At 70.4% G+C, this 20,094-nt stretch carries 21 protein-coding genes; 8 read left to right on the top strand and 13 right to left on the bottom strand.

Translation table 11 applies throughout. The annotated features are described in order from the left end of the window. The first annotated feature begins 550 nt into the window (after positions 1-550). Complete coding sequence (locus ACFVFS_RS37810) at positions 551-3,058, top strand: Helicase associated domain protein (protein ID WP_380629538.1); 2,508 nt, start codon at positions 551-553, stop codon at positions 3,056-3,058. Between the two features lie 134 nt (positions 3,059-3,192). On the opposite strand, the gene ACFVFS_RS37805 is transcribed toward ACFVFS_RS37810, so the two are convergent. Both ACFVFS_RS37805 and ACFVFS_RS37800 read right to left on the bottom strand, forming a co-directional pair. Further along, entirely contained in the window at positions 3,193-4,179 is a 987-nt protein-coding gene (locus ACFVFS_RS37805) for a hypothetical protein (protein ID WP_380629537.1), read from the bottom strand. Beyond that, positions 4,176-4,475 (bottom strand): PadR family transcriptional regulator, encoded by a 300-nt coding sequence (locus tag ACFVFS_RS37800; RefSeq protein WP_380629536.1) that lies wholly within the window; start codon positions 4,473-4,475, stop codon positions 4,176-4,178. Before ACFVFS_RS37800 ends, ACFVFS_RS37805 begins: the two co-directional genes overlap by 4 nt. A 361-nt stretch (positions 4,476-4,836) precedes the next feature. Between ACFVFS_RS37800 and ACFVFS_RS37795 the strand changes: the two genes are divergently transcribed. After that, a complete protein-coding gene (locus ACFVFS_RS37795; RefSeq protein WP_380629535.1) occupies positions 4,837-5,397 on the top strand; it encodes an HNH endonuclease family protein in 561 nt (186 codons plus the stop codon). A gap of 227 nt (positions 5,398-5,624) precedes the next feature. Here ACFVFS_RS37795 and ACFVFS_RS37790 read toward each other — a convergent pair whose 3' ends face one another. After that, positions 5,625-5,846, bottom strand: a complete 222-nt coding sequence (locus tag ACFVFS_RS37790; RefSeq protein ID WP_380629534.1) for a hypothetical protein — start codon at positions 5,844-5,846, stop codon at positions 5,625-5,627. Positions 5,847-6,068: 222 nt separating this feature from the next. Between ACFVFS_RS37790 and ACFVFS_RS37785 the strand changes: the two genes are divergently transcribed. Beyond that, positions 6,069-6,914 carry a hypothetical protein gene (locus ACFVFS_RS37785; protein WP_380629533.1) on the top strand — a complete coding sequence of 282 codons (846 nt, stop codon included), beginning with the start codon at positions 6,069-6,071 and terminating at the stop codon, positions 6,912-6,914. Beyond that, positions 6,911-7,132, top strand: a complete 222-nt coding sequence (locus ACFVFS_RS37780) for a hypothetical protein (RefSeq protein ID WP_380629532.1) — start codon at positions 6,911-6,913, stop codon at positions 7,130-7,132. Before ACFVFS_RS37785 ends, ACFVFS_RS37780 begins: the two co-directional genes overlap by 4 nt. 424 nt (positions 7,133-7,556) lie before the next feature. Here ACFVFS_RS37780 and ACFVFS_RS37775 read toward each other — a convergent pair whose 3' ends face one another. Both ACFVFS_RS37775 and ACFVFS_RS37770 read right to left on the bottom strand, forming a co-directional pair. Beyond that, entirely contained in the window at positions 7,557-7,829 is a 273-nt protein-coding gene (locus ACFVFS_RS37775) for a hypothetical protein (RefSeq protein ID WP_380629531.1), read from the bottom strand. Next, a complete protein-coding gene (locus ACFVFS_RS37770; RefSeq protein WP_380629530.1) occupies positions 7,826-8,152 on the bottom strand; it encodes a hypothetical protein in 327 nt (108 codons plus the stop codon). The genes ACFVFS_RS37775 and ACFVFS_RS37770 overlap by 4 nt, the downstream gene beginning before the upstream one ends. A gap of 121 nt (positions 8,153-8,273) precedes the next feature. Here ACFVFS_RS37770 and ACFVFS_RS37765 point away from each other — a divergent pair, with 121 nt between their 5' ends. Continuing rightward, the gene (locus ACFVFS_RS37765) at positions 8,274-9,128 is read left to right on the top strand and encodes a Ku protein (RefSeq protein ID WP_380629529.1); all 855 of its coding nucleotides are present in this window, start codon (positions 8,274-8,276) and stop codon (positions 9,126-9,128) included. Between the two features lie 7 nt (positions 9,129-9,135). On the opposite strand, the gene ACFVFS_RS37760 is transcribed toward ACFVFS_RS37765, so the two are convergent. The 5 genes from ACFVFS_RS37760 to ACFVFS_RS37740 all read right to left on the bottom strand — a co-directional run bounded on the left by ACFVFS_RS37760 (position 9,136) and on the right by ACFVFS_RS37740 (position 13,868). Continuing rightward, the gene (locus tag ACFVFS_RS37760) at positions 9,136-9,558 is read right to left on the bottom strand and encodes a hypothetical protein (RefSeq protein WP_380629528.1); all 423 of its coding nucleotides are present in this window, start codon (positions 9,556-9,558) and stop codon (positions 9,136-9,138) included. A 48-nt stretch (positions 9,559-9,606) separates the two neighbouring features. Further along, positions 9,607-10,668: a helix-turn-helix domain-containing protein gene (locus ACFVFS_RS37755; protein WP_380629527.1), complete on the bottom strand. Its 1,062-nt coding sequence runs from the start codon at positions 10,666-10,668 to the stop codon at positions 9,607-9,609. 6 nt (positions 10,669-10,674) lie between these two features. Beyond that, positions 10,675-10,914 carry a hypothetical protein gene (locus ACFVFS_RS37750; protein ID WP_380629526.1) on the bottom strand — a complete coding sequence of 80 codons (240 nt, stop codon included), beginning with the start codon at positions 10,912-10,914 and terminating at the stop codon, positions 10,675-10,677. A gap of 917 nt (positions 10,915-11,831) precedes the next feature. After that, complete coding sequence (locus ACFVFS_RS37745) at positions 11,832-12,221, bottom strand: hypothetical protein (RefSeq protein WP_380629525.1); 390 nt, start codon at positions 12,219-12,221, stop codon at positions 11,832-11,834. Then, positions 12,222-13,868, bottom strand: coding sequence for a restriction endonuclease fold toxin-2 domain-containing protein (locus ACFVFS_RS37740; RefSeq protein WP_380629524.1), 1,647 nt, complete (start codon positions 13,866-13,868; stop codon positions 12,222-12,224). It abuts the gene before it with no gap. Between the two features lie 355 nt (positions 13,869-14,223). Between ACFVFS_RS37740 and ACFVFS_RS37735 the strand changes: the two genes are divergently transcribed. Both ACFVFS_RS37735 and ACFVFS_RS37730 read left to right on the top strand, forming a co-directional pair. Further along, entirely contained in the window at positions 14,224-14,784 is a 561-nt protein-coding gene (locus ACFVFS_RS37735) for a hypothetical protein (RefSeq protein ID WP_380629523.1), read from the top strand. A 176-nt stretch (positions 14,785-14,960) separates the two neighbouring features. Beyond that, positions 14,961-15,977 carry a hypothetical protein gene (locus ACFVFS_RS37730; protein ID WP_380629521.1) on the top strand — a complete coding sequence of 339 codons (1,017 nt, stop codon included), beginning with the start codon at positions 14,961-14,963 and terminating at the stop codon, positions 15,975-15,977. 81 nt (positions 15,978-16,058) lie between these two features. On the opposite strand, the gene ACFVFS_RS37725 is transcribed toward ACFVFS_RS37730, so the two are convergent. Further along, on the bottom strand, positions 16,059-16,427 hold the full coding sequence (locus tag ACFVFS_RS37725; protein WP_375923355.1) for a hypothetical protein: 369 nt from the start codon (positions 16,425-16,427) through the stop codon (positions 16,059-16,061). Between the two features lie 5 nt (positions 16,428-16,432). Further along, positions 16,433-16,690, bottom strand: a complete 258-nt coding sequence (locus ACFVFS_RS37720) for an Arc family DNA-binding protein (protein WP_380629520.1) — start codon at positions 16,688-16,690, stop codon at positions 16,433-16,435. Between the two features lie 142 nt (positions 16,691-16,832). Here ACFVFS_RS37720 and ACFVFS_RS37715 point away from each other — a divergent pair, with 142 nt between their 5' ends. Continuing rightward, a complete protein-coding gene (locus tag ACFVFS_RS37715) occupies positions 16,833-18,650 on the top strand; it encodes a zeta toxin family protein (RefSeq protein ID WP_380629518.1) in 1,818 nt (605 codons plus the stop codon). A 72-nt stretch (positions 18,651-18,722) separates the two neighbouring features. Here ACFVFS_RS37715 and ACFVFS_RS37710 read toward each other — a convergent pair whose 3' ends face one another. Beyond that, positions 18,723-19,988: a helix-turn-helix domain-containing protein gene (locus tag ACFVFS_RS37710; protein WP_380629517.1), complete on the bottom strand. Its 1,266-nt coding sequence runs from the start codon at positions 19,986-19,988 to the stop codon at positions 18,723-18,725. Positions 19,989-20,094 lie beyond the last annotated feature (106 nt).

The raw sequence follows: 20,094 nt of genomic DNA, 5'->3' as shown, positions 1-20,094 counted from the left end.
CAGGCGGCGGACCCGCTCCGCGTGTCCGCACCCGGGCTTCGCCCGGGTGGGCCCGGCGCTTCGCGCCTTGGCCGGCCTCACTCCGCTTCGCTCCACGAGGCCCGTGGGCTGGGGCGGGATCATATAGCTGAGCTGGATTTTTGGCTGATCTCACGACAAGCTGACTGGGAAGCAGGGTGGCGTGCCGGGGGTGCGTGCGGGTCTACTTCACTCCCGCCGGATTGGTCTAGACCGGGACCTAAACCGCGATTCGGGCCCCGCCGTGGCCGGAGGTGCGCTACTCTCGGAGTGCGAGTCACGGCGCCAATGTATCAGTCTTGCCCTGTTGTACAATCCCGTCAAACACGGGTTCCTGGCCCGCCGATTCGAGGATTCCCGGGAATTCTTGTGCGGGGCCTGATAGGCTACACGCGGCCCGCTCGTGAATGGGCTCATATTCCAGTCCGGATCGCCCTCACGGGTTCGTTCGGCGGTTGTATCAGAAACGCACCGTCAGTATTTCCTGCCAGATCCCGGGTCCGGTCCGGGGCATTCGAGGGGAGACCTTTCTGTGAGCGTGGAGACTTTCCAGGAGCCTGAGGCGATCACGCTGCGGGGGCATCAGGAGGAGGCCTTGGAGGCCATCGTGCGGGGCCTGTCGCAGCGGCCGGGGGTGGAGGTGCCGACCGGGCTGCGGGTGAACGTGAAGATGGCCACGGGCACCGGGAAAAGCTACGTCGGGGCGGTGGCCGGGCAGCGGATCGCGCCGCGGGGCTCCGTCCTGGTAGTGGTGCCGACTCTCGACCTGCTGCTGCAGATGATCGGGTCGTGGCGCAGGGTCGGTCGCGCGGGCGAGATGTACGCGGTGTGCTCGCTGGAGGCCGGCGAGCTGCCGTACGGCGTGGAGCGCTCGACGAACCCGGTGCAGATCGCCTACTGGCTCAGCTCCGCGGCCCGGAGGCGCCGACCCGTCACGCTGTTCGCCACCTACGCCTCCATCAGCGCCATCCAGGACGCCTACCAGGTCGACCCCGCCCTGATGGGCGGGCCCGTGCCCCCGCTGGACCTGATGCTGTGCGACGAGGCGCACCGGTCGTCGGGGTCGTTGGAGAAGACGTGGACGGTGGTGCACGACCAGGGGGCGATCCCTGCGGTGCGGCGGCTGTACATGACGGCGACGCCGCGGGTGTGGGCGCCGCCCAGGTCGGTGCGGCGGCGCGAGGGCGCCTACCAACCGCTGGAGGAGGGCCTGCTCTGCTCCATGGACGACACCACGATCTACGGGGAGTGCGTGTTCGACCTCGGCCTTCAAGCTGCGGTCGACCAGAAGCTGCTGGCGCCGTTCGAGATCGTGGTGCTGGAGCTGCGCGACCCGGTGAAGAACCGTGAGGCGGCGCGGCGCCAGCCGCTGCCGTACGGGCCGGGGGTGGGCGAGGACGAGGAGGACGACCAGGTCCACCCTGAGCGCATCGCCGCGATCCAGGCAGCCCTGGTGAAAACCATGGCGGAGCGGAAACTGCGGCGGGTCATCACCTTCCATACCCGTACCATCGAGGCCCGGTATTTCTCCGAGACGCTAAACCAGACTGCGGAACGCCTCAATGGCGAGGACCCGGACAAGTATCCGGATGAGTTCTGGTCGCAGTGGATTTCCGGGGAGCACCCGACGGATTTCCGGCACGAGGTTATCGGCGGCTTCGGAACGGCCGAGAATGAAGGACTTCAGCACGCGGTCCTCTCGAACTGCGTCGTCCTGGGCGAGGGAGTCGATATCCCGAGCGCGGACGGGGTGCTCCTCCAGGGCCACGGGTCGATGGTCCAGAACATTCAGAGGATCGGCCGTGCCGTCCGTCTCGACCCCGACAATCCGAATAAGGTCGCATCTCTTCTTGTGCCGGTCTTCCTCAAGGACGACGAGGAACCCGACGATTTCCTGGAGTCGGACTCCTACGCGCCCCTGGTCAAGATCCTCACCTCGCTGCGGGCCCATGACGCCAAGGTCGTCGAGAACCTCGCCGTCCCCCAGCGCAGCGGGCACCGCACCAGTGGGCGCAGCGCCGAGGCGGTGCAGCTGCCCGGGCTCACGGGGCCGGGCGGGAAGCCGTCGTTCAGTTTGCCGGTGCGGTTCCTGACGCCAAAGGACCCGGATTCGCTGGCGCTTTTCGTGCGGACCAGGGTGCTGACCGGCGAGGGGCAGTACTGGCGTGAGGGGATCTCGCACGCCAGGGCCTGGCACCAGGAATTCGGGAATCTTGAGGTGCCCTATTCGGCGATGACCGGGAAAGAGGGGAAGTTCCCGCTCGGGAAATGGCTCTCGGACCGGCGGGTGGAGTACGCCGCAGGAGATCTGGCGCCACACCGGGTCGACATGCTCGACGTACTGGGGATGGTGTGGTCGGTGCCGGACGCGCGGTTCGAGGCCGGCCTCGACTGGGCGCGGACCTGGGCGCGCGAGCACGGCGGCAGCCTGGCCGCACCCGCGCGGGCGTCGATCGGCGGCTACCCGATCGGCACCTGGCTCTCCGCCCTGCGGGCCGCCGCTCAGGTCCCCGACGGCCAGGCCGGGGCCCTCTCCGCGCACCGGCGCCGGCTCCTGGAGAAGATCGACCCCTGGTGGTGCCCCGCCTGGCCGATCACCTGGCAGCGCACCTACGCGGCGGCCCGCCGGTGGTGGCTGGAGGCCGACGGCCGCGTCGACTGGGTGCAACTGCCCGAGGAGGTCGTCTTCGAAGGCGAGCCTCTCGGCCGGTGGGTACGGGCGCAGCGGGCTGGCTGGGCCGAGCTCGACCAGGACCAGCGGGACCTGCTGACCGCGCTCGGCATCGAGGCCGACCAGGAGCTGGTGGCCGCCAAGCAGGCCGCCGCAGCGAAGCCGAAGACCTCGCGCGCCGACCGATTCGGTGCCGGCCTCGCGGCGCTCGCCGCGTTCGTCGAGCGCGAGGGCCACGCGAAGGTGCCGCGCACCCACAAGGAGAACGGGGTGTCGCTCGGGACCTGGCTCAACAACCAGAAGGCCCGCCGGGACAAGCTCACCCGCGAGCAGCTCGGGCAACTGCAGGCCCTCGGGGTCGGCTGGTAGGAGAGCCGCGTCGTTGTGGAAGGCCGTCACCTTGTGGGTGGCGGCCTTCGGTGTGCGGGCGGCTTCATCGAGCGCCGTCGGCGGTTCCGCCAGGCGCTGGTTTTTCAGTACCCCAGAGTCACCAGGAACTGTTTCTACTGGTCCGCGCGGTCGGTGGTCTCGGGCGGGTCGCTGAGTTCGATCGCTCGGTGCCGACGCAACGTGCTGGCCGCCACGTGGAGAAGCCCGTAGACGACGACTCCGGTCTCAATGCCATCGGCCAGTAGGCCGTGGAGCCCGTCGGTGAGCTGGAAGTAGATGGCCACCGCGCCGACCGCTGTGGCGATCGTGTTGGTGGTGCGGGTCTTGCTCTTCAGAATCCAGTCGACCGGCACCCACAGCGGTGCCCCGAGGGTGTGGAGGCGCAGCCTCAGGCCGGCGAGAACGAATCCGATCCCGAGCTGGCGGGCTTGGCGGGGGGTGACCGTGATGCCGTGTTCGGGGGATCCAGCGAGGTCGGCTTGCCAGGCCGCGCGGAGGTGGGCGTGGCGTGGCCCGGCCAGCCGGGCGGCGACGGAGGTGAGCGCCTGACCAGGCTGTTGGGAGTGGCGTGCTCGCGAGAGGTAGCGTCGGATGGTGCTGCCAGCGAGGATCTCCGCTGTGGTGAGCATTCGCCCACGCCACTTGTTACGGCGTTCCATCCGCTCGATCCTGGTTGCATGTGCGCGGATGGCTACATTGAGGACAGCGCTCTGGGCGTTGACACGCTGATGGATCACCTCGATGTCGTCCAGGTTCTCGGCTGTCTCGCATGACGCCCTGGTAGCAGCCTCGAACTCGCGGACGGTTTGCTGAAGGGCGTTCCCAGTCCTGAGAATCGTCTCTCGTTCGGCTACGTCCTCGTCGAACTGTTTCCTCAGCCCGTGAACGAGCAGCATCGACAAGGCGGGAGCTGCGTACGAGAAGCACGCCAGGCTGATCATGATGGTTATGGTCGAGAGAAGGGCACGCCATCCTGCTGGCTGTACATCCAGCGCGGTCGGCAGGGTGGCAAGGGACAGCAGCCCGCTCATCAGCATGAGCACGAAGAAGACGACCTTGCCGAAGAAGGTGGCAATGAGTGCGTCCAGCTGGCGGGTCATGCGTTCGCTCCCATGATGCCGAGGATGTGGCGACGCTGCTGTCGGGCTCGGAGTGCCTCGGTCGCCTGAAGCCGTCCGGTTCCGGTGAGCTGGTAGAAGCGCCGGGGCGGTCGGCCGGGATGGGGCGCGGTTTCGGTGAACGACTCGACCCAGCCGCGCTCGGAGAGTCGTTCCAGGATCGGGTAGACGGTGCCGGAACCCAGATCGGCCTCGACGCAGATCTTCAGCCCCCACGCGGGGTCGTCGTCGGTCGCGGCCAAGAGGACTTCCAGCACCCCGATGGTCGGTTTGGTCATGCGAGGTGTGCTCATGGTCACCATGAGATCAGCAGAACGAGCGTTTGTCGAGTACGAGTCTCGTAGTCGACAAATGTTTCACTTTCTGCATGGCCATGTGACTAAGAGTCAGGTTCATCGCCTAGTGAGACCCGTCAACAGCACACCTTTGACGCACCGCTGCAGGGTGACCTTGCCACCGGAAACAGGTTGGTACCGGTACTCGTGACCCATGATCAATTTCAAGTGGCGTCGTGCCACCACGCTTCTCTCCGTGCTCGCTGTGGCCGTTCTGCCGGCCGCCGTCCCTGCCCATGCGAGTACCCCTGCCCTGGGCAGGAACGCCGCACCCGCGCACCGTGCGGCCGGCGAGACACTGACCGTGCCCCTTCAGGAGGCGATCGAGGCGTTGCCCGTCGCCGACGAGGACCGCACCGGCTACGTCCGGACGGCTTTCAGGCACTGGATCGACGCGGACAAGGACGGCTGCAACACCCGCAAGGAGGTGATCCTCCGCGAAGCCGTCGAGGCTCCGCAGATCGGACCCGGCTGCTCGCTGACCGGCGGGGCCTGGTACTCGATCTACGACGGCGTCGTCGTCACCGACGCCTCCGCCCTCGACGTCGACCACGTCGTCCCGCTCGCCGAAGCCTGGGACAGCGGAGCCTCGACCTGGAGCGCCGCCGAACGCCAGGCCTACGCCAACGACCTCGACGAGCCCCGCGACCTGGTCGCCGTCACCGCCCGCTCCAACAGGCAGAAGTCCGACAAGGACATCGCCGAGTGGCGCCCGATCAAGGAGGAGACGTGCGACTACCTCAACCGCTGGACCGTCTCCAAGACCCGCTGGCGCCAGAGCGTCGACACCAAGGAGAAGACCGTCCTGCGCGACCTCGGCGCAACCTGCCCCAACGAGACCCTGACCATCACCCTCGCCCGATGACCCCCGAACCCGACACCCGAACCCCGTAGACCAGCACCACCACACCGAACCGCGCGGCCGCCGCCCCACCCCCGGGGCGGCGGCCGACGTCGTTCCCGGCCTGGTGGAGAAGGGGTTGCCCGGCGCGACGGACGGTGTACCGTCTGCAGGTTCTGCCCGGTCGCCTGGGCGCGGACCGGCTCCGTGAATTTCCCGCTGGGACCCCCTTGACTCGCCGTCTCTCGTCTCTACCTTCCTTCACCACGGACCACCGAGCGGGCCGCCAACGCCAATCCGCGTCCCGATGGCCAGACCCGGTCCGTACCCCATAACACCGACGTGATGGAGATGGAGAAGGACATGGTGGGCATGAGGCCGCGCGACGAGGAGCAGGGCTCGGCGGCCTTGTCGGCAAACGCCTCCAGGGCGTCCGCGCGGTCGGCGGCCGCGGCCGCGCCGTCGCCGCTCACGGGGCCACCTCGGCCCGGGTGCCGGCACCCGGGCCGAGGGTGTCGTCGGGACAGGCCGCCGGGACGATCGCGGCGCGACCCGTTCATCTGAGTGGCTGCGGAGAAGTTCTTCGGAAGAACTTTCGCCGGGACCGAAGGAAGTTCCTGAGACGGATGCATAGAAGGCTTCGAAGGCCGAGTTAGAACCAGCATCGGCGTGGCGACAACGACAGGACTCGATCTGTGGCAAAGGAAGTGATAGACCTCAGCTCGAAGCAGAACGAGCAGGGGGGAGAGGGCATGAAGCTCTCCGAGAAGGTCCTTCGGGACATCGAGATGGTCGAGGGCGTACGGAGGGAGGCCGCTCGCCGCGAGGACCCGAACAGGCGGCCGCTGGCGCAGCACCTGGCGTCGGAGTTGTTCGGCTACACGTACAACCGGTTGCACGGCAAGATGCGCTCCGGTGAGATCGTGTCGCTGGTACAGCAGGTGAAGAGCAGGGTGCCGTTGGTGCTCTCCGCCGGGGGCCTGGACGATCTGCACCGCAACCGGGAGTACCGCGACGAGCTGGCGGTGCGCACGATCGGTGAGGCGTGGGCCAGGTTCTACGACCGTGTGCTCCTGGCTGGGAAGTGGAACCCGCAGCAGGTTGAAGAGGGCCGCGCGCCGGCCTCGCTGAAGTCCTACTTCTTCGGGATGTGTCTGTTGCACTTTCCGCGCGTGTACGTGGGCTGGGCGGCCGAGCAGGAGGACAAGTTCACCGCCCGTACCAGGGGCATGACCTCCGACGAACTGGAGGTCGCGCTCGGCTACCGCAGCGAGCAGACCCCGGAGCTGATCGCCAAGGTGTGCGAGCAGGTGCGGATCATGATCAACGCAGCTAACCCGCGGATCCGGTCCGTGATGACGCTGGCCGTCGAGGGCTACACCCAGGCCGAGATCGCCGAGGAGCTCAACATGACCGTCCCGATGGTGGAGGGCATCCTCTACAGGTTCCGGCAGTCCGCGCGGTCGAAGGTCTTCCAGATCTGGCAGCGCGAGCCCCACGAGTTGCTGTCCTTCGCGCAGAAGCCGGGGGTCGAAGCGTGAACACCCTGATGACCCTGGCAGCAGTCGAAGCGGGGCAGCAGCCCTTCGTTCTGATCGGCATCGTCTTGTCCTGCATGCTCTCGCTGATCGTCGGGGGCTTCGCGGGCATGCTGACGAAAGCCGACGGGAAGAGCTGGCCGACGGCGATGTTGTTCGGTGGCGGCGCCTTCGGCGGGACGATGCTGATGTGCGCGGCGTTCCTGGCTTTGATCGTCTGACCCGCCGACAGCATGGACGTTCCGCACGGGCGGGCCTGATCGAAGCAGGCCCGCCCGCACGCGGTTCCAACCAGGAACCACCTGCCCGACTCTACGGACCGGGCAACTCCCCGAGTGTGACGTCGAGCCAGCAGGGCGCGACGGTGTGGAACAGCATCACGCGTCGGCGGACGGCGGTTACCAGTCCGGCTGGGCCGCAGCGGTCCGCACGGTCGGCGTGGCGGTCGCCGGACCGAATACGCGGCCAGCTCCTGGTCGGCATCGCCAGGAACATCGGCACGATCGTCGTGCTGCAGGCGCTGGGAGCCGCGGCCGAGCACGCGCACGTGATACTGCGCGCTGAGCATCAGTAGCGGGTTGTGCGTCCAGCGCGGTGCAGGGCGGGTGCCGAGAACGGTGCCCGCCCCGTACCGGCCCTGCCCGGTCAGCCCCACCACGTCTCGGTGCCGGGGCCATCGGCGTCATCCGGGTCCGGGTCGGCCAGGCCGCGGTCGAGGATGTCGGCCTCGGCCCGGAGCAGCTCGCCCACCCAGTCCGCGACGTTCACCGTGATGGCCACGGTGCGCTGTTCGATGTCGTGCTGGGTGCCGATGGTCACCCAGATCTCGCGTTCGGAGCCGGGCTCGGCGGCCTGGTCTGCGAACGCCTCCAGAGCGTCCGCGAGGTCGGCGGCCGCGGCCGCGCCGTCGCCGCTCACCGGGCCACCCCGGTTCGAGTGCCGGTGCCGAGGGTGTCGTCGGGACAGGCCGCCGGGACGATCGCTGCGCCCTTGTACTTCAGCCAGCCTCGCTCGCCCTCGCCGGGTCCCCAGATCACGTACGCGGCCCAGTAGCCTGCCGGGACCCGGCGCCAGGCGGTGAGAAGGCCGGGACGCCAGCCGGCGGCGCGGCGCACCCAGACCAGGCGCCAGGCGGGAACGTCGCGGGCGCCGGCGGCTTGGACCTCGGTGTCGGAGGCCGGGCGGGCGTCGCGCCAGTCGCCGGTGCGCGGGATCGGACGGGGCGGGTCGGGGCGGTGCACCCCTCCAGGCTATCGCTCACATGTTCGATTGATTGGTTCGGGCGGGCGCGGTCCCATCCGGCCGGACCAGGTAGGGGCCCCGGTGAGGGAGGATGACGGCACTCGGCCCCGGGAGGCGGGGATGGCGGCGAAGGCGATCGCCAAGCTGACGATCACCTTCAGCCTGGTGTCGATCCCGGTGTCCGTGTACTCCGCCACCGGGCAGCACACCGTGCCGTTGCATCTTGTGCACGCCGCCGACGGTGGCCGGATCCGCCAGCGCCGCGTCTGCGAGCACGAGGGCCAGGACGTCCCGCCCGACCAGGTCGTCCGCGGCTACCAGGCCCCCGACGGGCGCACCGTCGTCCTCACCGCCTACGACCGTCCCTACTACCTCGGCCCCACCACCCCGGCCGCCGCCCATCCCTACGCCCCGCTGCGCCACGCGCTGCTCGACGCCGGCCAGGTCGCCGTCGTGCGCACCGCGCTGCGCACCCGCGAGACGCCGGCGGTGCTGCGGGTCCGCGAGGACACCCTGGTGCTGCACACCCTGCTGTGGCCGGACGAGATCCGCTCCCCCGCGGGCATCGCCCCGGCCGGGGTGGAGCTGGGGGAGCGCGAGCTCGCGCTGGCCCGCACCCTCATGGACGCGATCTCCGAGGACCTGCACCTGGAAAGCGCGCACGACTACGCGAACGCCCTGGAGGACGTCGTCGAGGCGAAGCTGCGCGGCATCCCCGCCCCGCACCCCGCCGGCGCTCTGCCGTCCGCGCCCGGCACCCCCATCGACCTGATGGCCGCCCTCGAACGCGCCCTCGCCGACGCCGAGCAGCACCATCCCAAGACCACCCGCGCCGTGAAGAACACCTCGGTGAAGAAGACCCCGACCCGGAGCGGGACGACCGGCAAGGCGCTGCCGCCGGTGCCCGCGAAGGCCGACTCCGCCTCCGCCCGGAGACGGAGGAAGCCGGCCGACGGCTACCCCGCCAGCTCCTAGGCAGCTGTCAGCGGGAACGGCGGGTGAGGGAGCGCAGCCGGACGTGGACGGCGGCGGGATCGGTGCCGGTGAGCGCGGCGACCTCGGCGGGCGGGAGCCGGAGGACCAGGTGGAGCAGCAGGACGTCCTGGTCCGGCGCGGCGAGGTGGGCGACGGGGCGGAGGAGGTGGGGGCCGGCCATGGTGCAGACGCGGTGTCGGACGGTCTGCCAGGCGCAGGCGGCCGGGCTGGCGTGGCTCAGGACTTCGCGCCAGCGCCGGGTCAGCTCTTCGAAGGCATGGTGGACGGCAAGCCGGGCGGTGGTGGTGGGGAGCAGGAGGGCGGCGTAGCGCAGGTAGTGGTCGTGGTGGAGGTCGTGCAGGGCAGTCAGGGCGATGGCCGGGCCTGGCGGCCGGGGCCGGCCGCCAGGACGCACGGGTGTGGGCGTCATTCGGTTCCCCCGGGGGTGTCGGGGTGGCGGGTCTACGGGTGGCGGGGGCTAGGACCACGTCGGCATGAAGAAGGCGTTCTCACTGGGGGCCCATGGGAACCGGCGGCGGCGGGGGACTCGGATGGGCAGTCCCGCCGCGGTGAAGCCGGCTGGTGGGAGCGGCGGGATGGGGCCGAAGGCGGGCGGGGAGTGGTCGCCTGGGCGGGGCGGTCCCACCGACAGGCCGTGGGTTTTCAGGAACGCGACGTCCTCCGGCCTGAGCCCGATGTCGGCCTCGAAGCCGGCGGGGACTCCGGTGTCCTGCCGCGGCGGTGCCCCCGGGTCCTCGTCGATCAGGAAGCCCCGCATGGGCACGGGGCTGCGGACGACGATGTCCGGCCACGGCGGCGCCTGCGGATCGTCGTCGATCAGGAAGCCCCGCATGGGCACGGACGTGTAGGAAGCGGTTGGGTGCGGCCGGGGGGTGGGACGAGGCCTGCCTCCGGTGCGACGCCTCGTCTTCCCGGCGGCCCGGTCCCAGGCTTCCCCCCAGGCCAGGACTGTGTGAGGCGAAGCACCGACAGCGGTGACGAACGCGATCACGTGGCGCCGTCGTGGCACCGCCTCGGAGCGCAGGATCTTACCCAGACTGCTGGCAGGCAGCCGACGCGCGCCCTTCGGTGTCTGGCCGGCCCTCTTCTCCAGTTCCACTAGGGAGGGCTGGCCCTCCTTGGCCCGCAGCCCGACCATGCCCAGGCGGAGCTTGGGGTAGCTGTCGATCAGCTGTGGCTTGGTGGCGAAGACGTCGTAGAACTTCGCGGCGAGGTCGGCGTTGAGGAACTCCTCGGTGCGGTCGGGACGGCGTTGCTGATCCGCCCAGCGGGCGGCTTTCCACAGGCGCCTGGCGGTGCGCAGGTCGGCTCGGCATGCGCGGGTGTAGGCCTCGACGACCCTCCACGGGGGAACGGTCCAGCCGCTGGCCGCGCGGGAGAGCGTGGAGGCGCTGCGATCGGTCTTCTCCGCCATTGCCGCGTAGGTCAGACCGCGGAGCCGGCTCTGGGCACGTAGCCACAGGGCCAGCTCCGTCAGCTGTTCGGTGACCTCGGCAACGGCGTTCTCACGCCGTCCCATGAAGGGTCAGGCGGTGTCGGGCGTGGCCGGGCTGGCCGGGGGCTGTTCGCGCAGCCCCTTGATGGTCCGGCAGGCGAGGAAGACGGCGGCGCCGATGAACTCCAGCGCGCCGAAGGTGGGCAGTCCGGCGAGTGCGAGGGCGCCGGCCAGGAGCAGGATGACGATGATGATGACGGCCTCGGCCCCGGTCAGGGAGCGTCCGGGACGGTCCGGAACCGGCGCGGTGGGCACGTGGATCGGGCGCATGTACTTCTCCTCTGGTCAGCATCAGTCGCGTCCGCGCACGGACGCGACTGATGTGGCTGCACCTACTACGGTCCGGTGGGGCTTGCGGTCCCCAGAGCTCCGAACCGGTGTGATCCTCTCACCGGTGACAGGGCGCTCACAATCCGTATCTGTCGATGCGGGCCGATTGATTCACAATCCACCACGCCAGACCCTCCAGGAGGCGCCCGATCGCTGGTTGGTCGAAGTTTTTCCGAATACCATCACCGCAGGTCAAAGCCATATAAACGCGATTCTTTGATTCAATTTCGACTATCTCTCATTGCCGATCAGCACACAGGAATGACACCCTGTCGTTCGGCGCTGATTTCCGGCCAAGGCTGGAGATCGTTCCCTGGCGCAGTGGCTGCACCACGAACAGGGACTGGGCATCACCGCGGCTTGCGGCGCGGCGCCCGTGAGGGTGGCGCACCCGCCAGGGTGCGACCACCCTCCACTGCTTCCCACGCCCGTAACGGAAGCGCCGTTCGACCACCCAATGACGCCACGAACTGTGGCTCGAATCAGCCGGTGCCAGCCGAACGGCGCCATCCGGCCCATCGATGGGGGGTTCCGGCGCCGGGCCGCCAGCCGCCCCCGCCCGGCACCGTGGGGCTGTATGCCCGGGGATGCGAGCAGGCCATCACCCAGGCCAAGCGGCAGGCGCTCGTCGATTCCAACGACCCGACGCGGCAGGCGACACGGATACGGCGCCAACCGGGTAATCGTCGAGCACCATCAATGACTGCGGGGTCCCGCTGGCGGCGGGCTTCCGCGATGGGTGCTGGCCGAGGTCACCGGAGGCCCGACCGGTACGCCCCACCTGGGCCGCTCGCCGTGTCTTCGAGCCGGGAGGAACTCGCCGCGCCATGTCGCGCTGATCGCCAGCGCGAGCGCTGTTAGACGACGTCGAAGAGCGACTGGAGGATCTCGCGGACCTGCACGGCGTCAGCGCCCGGAGGGATAGTCCGCACGCTGTCGGGGTTCGAGTCGAGCATGGCCACGGTCCGCGCGTCGGCGGGCAGAAGGCCGAGGAACCAGGCGGCGGTGTCGGCCCACAGGTCCGCGTCGCCGTCGTCCAGGATCAGGTGGCCGCGCTCGAAGTAGCTGCCGCGCCGGCTCTCTCCGCCGAGGTCGACCTGGAAGGTGACGTACTCCTTCCCGCTGGCCGGCGCGCGCTCGTTCCACGTCTGCACGCCGGGGAACCGGGCGCGCAGGTGGTCCTCGGCATCCTGCGGCGTGAGCGCCCAGGTGGTTCCCGGGGCGGCACCGAGGTGAATGGTGTCCAACTAGCCCTCCTCGGGCTCGGGCTCGGGCATCGTGACGACCCGCACGTTGCTCTTCACATGATGCTTGGCGAGCAGGTACTGCCAGTAGCCGACGGTCGCCGGGTCGGGCGTGTCGACCTCCAGATACTGGGCGTGGTTCTCAGGGTTGTCGATGGCGCCCTTGTAGCGGTCGAGTTCGTCCTCGTCCTTGTCCAGCATGAACCCGGTCCGGAAGTCCTCCTCCTGGATGCCCTTGAGCGAGCGCGGGCTGCACCCGGTCTTGCGGACGTTCTTCGCGTCGATGAACGCGCCGTCGGCCGGCCGGAACCCGTCCGCCCACACCTCCTTGCCGTCCGCGCCCTTCGCGCGCCGCTCCGGCTTCCCGGCGGCGTACACCTGGTAGGCGCGGTCATCCGCCGTGCCGTAGTTCGGCGCGCGCTCCGGAAGCCCCTGGACCCAGGTCTTGGCGGCCATCTGCTGCGCCGGGTCGTACAGCGGATAGGGCGGTGGCACCGGCGGCGCGACCGGGCCGACCAGCGGGTTGGCGAACGGGCTCTGCCCGGGAACGGCGGGCGTTCCCGGCTGCTGACCAGCCGGGCCGGGAGGGCCGGGAGGGGTGGCGGCGCTCGCCGAGTCGAGGCCGGTCACCGCCGGGACGGCGGTGACGGCGCCGGCCGTCCCGGCGAGCACCACCAGGCGCGCCGCCAGGGAGGAGACGATCGCCTCGGCCTCCGCGATCGCCGCGGCGGCGGCCAGCTCCGCCTCCGCCGCGGCGAGGGCCTCGGCGGCGAGGGCCGCGTCCGCCGCCAGGGCCGCATCGGCCGCGGCCGCGGCGGCGTCCGAACCGCCGAAGGTGAAGACGGTCAGGATCACCCCGGCCGCGGTGATGACGCCGGCCGCGATGCCCAGCTCGATCAGCTTGTCCTGGCAGGCCTCGATCGCGTGCGCGTACTGCTCGCAGATCGCCTGCAGCTCCCGGCACGCCGAGGAGATGTTCACCATCAGCGGCTGCGAGCCCGACACCACGGTCCCGCCCGGCGGGCACGCGTCGAACACGGTGGCCGCGTACGACTGGAAACCCTCCACCGCCTCACCGGAACACGCCCCCAGCACCGAGGCGGCGTGCAGGCCGGCGTTGCGCTGCGCGGTGTCGACGACCGACGCGCACATCGACCACACCTGCGCCGCGCTACGCAACCGCTTCGGATCACCCTGCGGCCAGAACTTGCCGATCACCGGGATCTCGTGGACCTCCTTCGAGCCGGTGACCATCGGCAGGCCGGCGTGCGCCTCGTTCTGCTCGCACTGCTGCGCGCCCTTCGCGAGCGGCGACGCGGTGTTGATCCTCCCGGTGAACGCGGCGGCCACCGAGTCCTGGACCGTCAGGTAGTTCGAGGCCATCGTCAGCAGGCGGCTGGCGATCGTCGCCATACCCTGCCCGGCCGTCCCGACCGCCTTGACCACGCTCTTCGCCGCCGGCTCGTACTTCTTCGCGAAGCTGTGGCCGATCGAGTCGTCGCCCGCCATCCCCGCCGTCGACGCCAGGTCACCCGCCACACCCGAGGCGATGTTGTAGACGAAGTCCTTCGACCCCATGAACTTCATCGACGCCCGGAACAGCACATCCGGATCGACCGCGAAACCTGTCCCCGAAGCCGCGTCAGCCACTCCCCCTCCTCCACCCGGCGCCCCATCCAGGCTAGCCCCGCCGCCCCTCGACGAGCTGCCGATCCGTCAACCCGGCCACTCACCACCGCCCCGCTGTCCACGTTGGCCGCGACGGCGGGGTCGGCGTGCACGACCAGGCGGTCGGCCTTGTCAACGAGGCCGGCGGCGAGCTGGGTGCAGTCGGCCGGGTTCCAGGCCCGATAGTCAGGAATTGCCGAGGGGTCATCACGATCATGGTCGAGCACGGACGTGCGTAGCCCACCGCCAGCCGATCCACGCACGGAAGGGGCCGTGGTGTCGGTGGACGGGAGCACAATGCTGCGCAGGTAACCCTTTTCGGCCCATTGGGAGCAGAATGGACAGACGCCTCATCCAGACCGCGGTTGTCGGATCCCCAGGCTCCGACGAACCGGCGATCTGCCCCGAAGACCCGCAGGAGCTGGACCTCTTCCGGCTGGAGAACACGGGCACCACCTGGTGGTGCGGCCTGAACCTCCCCGGCGGCTGCGGCCGCCGGCTGACGACCCGCCGCTGCGACGACAAGATCTGCCACTTCGCGCACTACCCCTCCGCCGGCGACGAGCACGGCATCCAGTGCGGGCGCCTGGCCCGTGGCAAGGACAGCGCGGACCACCTCTTCCTGAAGGCCGACCTCGCGGCCTGGCTCAAGGCGCAGGACATCGCCGTCACCTTCGCCTTCCCCCAACCCCTGGGCTCCGCCATCGTCTCCGACCTCGCCGACGGCCGCCGCCTCCTGGTCCACCTCGACCGGACCCAGCCCGTGAACTGGGACGACGCCCAGGTCACCGAGTTCCTCCTCGGCACCGGCGTAGTGAGCCCCCAGACCGTCTCGCCGCCCGCGGCTACGTCCACCGCATCCGCTACGAGGGCGAGCGGGACGGCCGCCGGCCGCTGATCATCGGCACCCAGAGGCCCGACCGGAGGGCCGACTGGTCCGACCTTCGCACCCTCGTCCTCACCCCTCAGGGCTTCGCCCCGGCCGACCGCCCCGAGGCGTCCCCGGCCGAGCAGACCACCACCGACGGCCCCGGGTCGCCGGAGCATGCGGGTGAGCGGCGGTCGATCGTCACGGTGACCCGCTCCGACACCGCGGCAGCTACCGCCGCCCGCAACCACGAGACGGCCCAGGCCGCCATCCGAAACCTCAACTGGGCCGGCCCTGAGGGGCTCCGCGACGCCCTGGCCACGATCGAGGAACTACTCCCCCAGGACCACAGCGTGGAAGACCACCGGAACCTGGACGAGGCCCTGGCCGCCGGCCAGCGACGGCTCACCCTGCAGACCCACCGCCGCACCGAGGTGATGATCCAGCTACGCCGGACCGAGCCCGGCACGCTTTCCCGGGAGCTCCTGGAGGAGGCCCGGCAACTGACGTCGGATCCCAGCGCCCCGGAAGAGGACCGCGCGTTGGTGGCCGAACTGAGCGCCCAGTACCGCGCCGAAGCCGAGCAGCGCCTCGCGACTGCGCGCCAGCAGCGGATCCTGGCCGAGCAGCAGGAGAAGGAAGCGCTCCAGCAGCAACGGGCCGAGCTCCGCCACCGCCAGGAGCAGGCCCGGGCCGAGCAGGAGGCCCGGGCCGAGAGGGAGGCCCTAGCCGAGCAGGAGGCCCGGGCCGAGAGGGAGGCCCTAGCCGAGCAGGAGGCCCGGGCCGAGAGGGAGGCCCTAGCCGAGCAGGAGGCCCCCCAGCAGAGCACGCAGGACGACGCCCCGGCCGTACCCCGGCGGTGGGAGACACCGAAGGCGGCCGCCAAGTACGCCGAACTCGCCAAGCCCCTGCTCGGCGCGCTGAAGAAGGCAGCCCGGGAAGGGGCGACCCGCACCTGGGAGTCCATCGCCGACCGGACCGGCACCAAGGGCCTGCGGGAGCTCGGCTATCCGGCGAAGGTCGAGGTCCTCGTGATCGCCGAGAGCGGGACCCCCGCCGACCGGCCACTGTGGTCGGTCGTCCTGGCCGCTGCCGGCAGCCAGGAGGCACTCGCAATCCACCGTGCCGTCTGCGAACGGCTGCAACGCCCCCTGCCCGACACCGACGCAGCCCTCCGCACCCGCCTCAACACGGAGCGGACCATCCTCCGACACGGCTGGTAGGGCCGACGACGTCCGGATTCCCCAAAGAATCGAGCAGGCCCGCGCCCGAAGGCGCGGGCCTGCTCCTGGTTTCACATCGGTTCAGGGGGTCAGGTCGATGACCCGGACCGGCTGGCCCTTCCAGCGGGTCGGGTCGACGGTTGCGACGACCGCGCCGTCGGGGCGTTCCGGGGTGGGGGCGGCGGCGTAGCGGGTGTGGGCCTCGGCCCAGGTGGTCTCGGCCGCCAGGGAGAGGGCTGCGGCGAGGTCGAGGTCGAGGACGGTGACGGCGGGGAGGGCGGCGAGGTGTTCGGCGGTGCCGGGGCGCTCGCGGTCTGCTTCCACTAGGGCGCAGGCGGGGGCGTAGAGGTACCAGCCGGGTTCGGCGTGGGCGCGGTGGATGAGGCGGGAGGCGAGGATGTTGCCGCGGCCGGCGGCGACCATCGCGGTGTCGTCGAGGACGACGTGCAGGGCGGTCACTGGCCTCCTGCCTGGGCCAGGCGGCGGTCGAGCTCGGCGTCCAGCTGTCGGGTGCCGGCCGCGTCGGGGTTGTAGCCGTTCCATGCCTGGAGCTTCTGGCGGGCCTGTTCGGCGCGTTCGGCGCGTTCGGCGGGGGTGAGCAGGGTGTCGGCGAGGCGGGCCAGGTAGGCGCGCAGGGAGAGGTGTTCGGCGGCGGCGACCTCGGCGAGGCGGTCGCGGGTCTCTGCGGGGATGCGCACGTTGGCGTCGGGCATCGGGAAACTCCTTCCGGTCGCCCTCAGGATACGGGTACGTACCCGCATCCCCAAAGGGGTACGTACCCGTACCCGTACCCGTTATGATCGCGTGCGGGACGGGACTGCCCCGTCGAGGCTTCAAGCAGCGAGGAGCAGCGGGTTGAACGAGCGGGACATCGCCCCGGAGGCGTTGTCGGATACCGAGAACGCCGTCGCCCTGGAGCAGGTGGTCCTCTCGGCCGGGATCAGGCGCGCGGTCGGCCAGCAGCAGCCGGTGGTGGTCTTCGTGGCCGGGCAGGCCGGCAGCGGCAAGACGCTCGTCGTGGACCTGGTCCACACCGCGCTCGCCGCCCGGGGCGGTGCGGTCCGGGTGGACCGCGACGCCTACAAGGCCGTTCATCCCCGCTACCCGCAGTTCCTCGCCGAGGACGTGCGCACGGCCGGGGTGCGGGTGCGCACCGACACCTACGGGTGGCAGGCCCAGCTGGAGGCGCGCCTGCGGGAGGAGCGGTACGACGCGGTGGTGGAGGCGGCCCTGGGCCGCCCGGAGGAGTTCCTCGCCGAGGTCGCCACGTACCGGCGGGCGGGCTACCGCGTCGAGATCGTGGCCCTGGCCGTTGCCGAGGCCTTCAGCCAGCTCGGCGTCCTGGACCGCTACCTGCACCTGGCCGTCGAGGGGCGGGCCCGCTACGTGGGCTGGGACAACCACGACGCCTGCGCCGCAACGCTGCCCGCCGCGCTCGCCGCGGTGGAGGCCGGGCACCTGGCCGACCGGGTCTTCGTGGTGCGACGCGGCGCCGAGACGGCGTTGGAGAGCGTGTACGCCAACGAGCTCGACGACGGCGGGCGCTGGGTCCGCCCGGCGCGCGCGGACCGGGCCGTGGTCGCCGAGCGGACCCGCCCGTGGAACGCCGCGGAGAGCGGCCGGTTCCGCCGGGAGCTCGCCGCCTGCGAGCGGCGCGCGGGCGATCCCCGGATCCCCGGGGACTGGGCGCTGGCGGTGAGCCGGGATGCCGAACGCGCGGCGGCCCTGGCCGAGCCGGTGCGCCGCACCGCCCAGTCGCTGACGCGGGCACCCGGGGTCGACTACCACCGGCTGTCGGCGGACGAGCACCGGTTCGTCTTCGACGCGATGGTCGTACCGACCATGCTGAACACGATCGTCAGCCAGGAGAAACCGGTCGTGGTCTACGTCGCCGGCCAACCCGGCGCGGGCAAGACCCGGGCCGCACACCTGGTCCGCCGCAGCGTGAACCGGCCGGTGCACCTGACGGGCGACGACTTCAAGGTTCTGCACCCCGACTACCTGCAACTGCTGCGCACCGATCCGCGCCGCGCATCCGAGCCGATCCGCGCCGACTACCGGGCCTGGCAGGCCGAGGCCGAGGCCTGGGTGCGCGAGCGGCACGGCAACCTCGTCATCGAGATCACCCCTGCCGACCCCGAGAAGTGCGCCGCCGAAGCGGAGAAGTTCCGGCAGGCCGGCTACCGGGTCGAACTTCTGGTCCTGGCCGTACGCGCGGCCGACTCCCGCCAAGGCACCGCCGACCGCTACGCCCGGCTCAGCGCTCGCGGCCTGCCCGCCCGGTTCACCACCCGGACCGGACACGACACCCATTACCGGGCGCTGCCTGACGTCGTCGCGGCGGTTGAGGACCGCGCGGCGGTCGACCAGGTCACCGTGATGCGACGCGACACCAGCGCCCTCTATCGCAGCCGACCCGCCGCCGACGCTCGCGGGCGGCGGACAGGGTACGGTGCCGCGGCAGCGCTGCTCGCGGAACAGGCGCGTCCCTACACCGACGAGGAAGCCGCCAGGTTCTGGGCCGTCCAGCGAGGCCTGCACGCGGCGATGCCGCAGTACCGCGACGACCTGGTCGCCATCGGCGCGCTGGCCCTCCCGCTTATGCCCGCCACACTGCGGCCCCGCCAACTGGACGCCCCTGCGGCGGCGGCGCTGCCCGTCCCCACCCGCTGACGACACCTGCGAGGGAGGTTCGTCTGTGGGAGACCATCAGCTCAGCCAGTCGGAGGCTTTGCGCCGGCCGTGTCAGCCGGTACCGGGAGACTGGCGAAACCCTTCCTCGATCTCCCGGTAGCTGGCGAGGATGGTGCTGGAGCCGCGGCGGACGTAGAACTCCAGGCGCTCGCCGTCCCGAAGGGCGCACGGCTGGGTGCCGCCGGGGATGTCGACCGCGATGATCCGCTTGTAGGGATGCTTGATCACCCGAGGGTGGCAGGCTGGCGCAGGCTCCAGCTTGTTGCGGATCATGTCCCCGATCATGCGCATCTGCTCGTCGACGCTCCGCTCCTCGGTCAGGCCGACGATCTCCAGGTTGTCGTCCTCTACGCCGAACAAGATGGTGCCGCCTTCGGGCTGCGACGCGAACGCCGCCACGGTCTTGAGCATCTTCTTCCGGGTACGGGCATCCTTGTCCGGAATCTCCCGCTTGCACTCAAGCCGGGGGTTCTCGCCGTCCACGAGGAGCAGTTCCAGTTCCAGTTCTGGCTGCTCCAGGACGACCGAGGTGTCGCTGCCGTACGGTGCGGCGGGGAAGTGCCGCATGTCGAGCCACTCGCCAGCACGGTGCGCAATGAGCAGACTCTCAACCCGCAGGCCCTCGGGCAGGTCGAAGGTGTAGGAATCGGCGCCCTCGACCGGCAGCCGCCGGGATCCGGCAGGCTCGCTCAGTTCGAGGATCACATCGTCCAGGTCGTCCCCCTCAACGTCGACGGTGAGCCGGTCCGAGGCAACGGTGACCTTGCGAAACCAGGCGCCCCGCCGAGGCCGGACGACACGCCACAGCTGGTCGACGGTTGCCCGGCTGTCGTGGGGGCGCCGGTAGAGGAAGGAACTGACGGCCTGGTCGAAGGTCAAGAAGGAAGGGTGGGAGGCGTCGCCGACCAGGACGCCGTGATTGCGGTAGGGGGTGGAGTCCCTGCGGATCGTCCACTCGGTCCGGGGCCAGGGCGTCGTCCTCCCGATCCAGACCTGGTTCCCTCGAAGGTCTTCGGTCGCCACATGGACCGACTGCTGATCGACAACCACACGAAACCGATCGATGTCCACAGGCTCGCCGCGCAGCAGGTCCGCCACCAGCCCGCCCCTCAACCTGCGGGCGACGAACGCCACCGTCGGGTACAGCCAGGTCTCCTCCTCGCCGGTGTCCAGGTCGGAAGCGTCGAGAAGGACTTCTCCGTGGTAGAGCTGCCACTGCCCTTCTTCGTTCACCAGGACCAGCCGCACCCGAACGTCTTCACACATCCGCACCAGCGCCGCCAGACCATCCACGTCCAACCGCTCCGAGGCCATCATCACCGGCTCCTTGAGCTGCTCCGGGTTTCGTGGAGTCCCTGATGTCTGGGTTTGTTACGATCCAGGCGTAAGGAGAACCACGAGCAGTGCCAGCACCCCGTAAGTA

The organism is Kitasatospora sp. NPDC057692 (assembly GCF_042799475.1).
Taxonomy (GTDB): domain Bacteria; phylum Actinomycetota; class Actinomycetes; order Streptomycetales; family Streptomycetaceae; genus Kitasatospora.
Note: the sequence above shows the minus strand (reverse complement) of the source record. Positions and strands in the feature narration are given on the sequence as shown.

Coding starts and splice junctions, on each gene's coding strand:
- ACFVFS_RS37800 (WP_380629536.1), bottom strand. CDS start 4,475: ATGACCAAACCGACCATCGGGGTGCTGGAAGTCCTCTTGGCCGCGACC.
- ACFVFS_RS37720 (WP_380629520.1), bottom strand. CDS start 16,690: ATGCCCGACGCCAACGTGCGCATCCCCGCAGAGACCCGCGACCGCCTC.
- ACFVFS_RS37765 (WP_380629529.1), top strand. CDS start 8,274: ATGGCGGCGAAGGCGATCGCCAAGCTGACGATCACCTTCAGCCTGGTG.
- ACFVFS_RS37760 (WP_380629528.1), bottom strand. CDS start 9,558: ATGACGCCCACACCCGTGCGTCCTGGCGGCCGGCCCCGGCCGCCAGGC.
- ACFVFS_RS37750 (WP_380629526.1), bottom strand. CDS start 10,914: ATGCGCCCGATCCACGTGCCCACCGCGCCGGTTCCGGACCGTCCCGGA.
- ACFVFS_RS37755 (WP_380629527.1), bottom strand. CDS start 10,668: ATGGGACGGCGTGAGAACGCCGTTGCCGAGGTCACCGAACAGCTGACG.
- ACFVFS_RS37735 (WP_380629523.1), top strand. CDS start 14,224: ATGGACAGACGCCTCATCCAGACCGCGGTTGTCGGATCCCCAGGCTCC.
- ACFVFS_RS37805 (WP_380629537.1), bottom strand. CDS start 4,179: ATGACCCGCCAGCTGGACGCACTCATTGCCACCTTCTTCGGCAAGGTC.
- ACFVFS_RS37710 (WP_380629517.1), bottom strand. CDS start 19,988: ATGATGGCCTCGGAGCGGTTGGACGTGGATGGTCTGGCGGCGCTGGTG.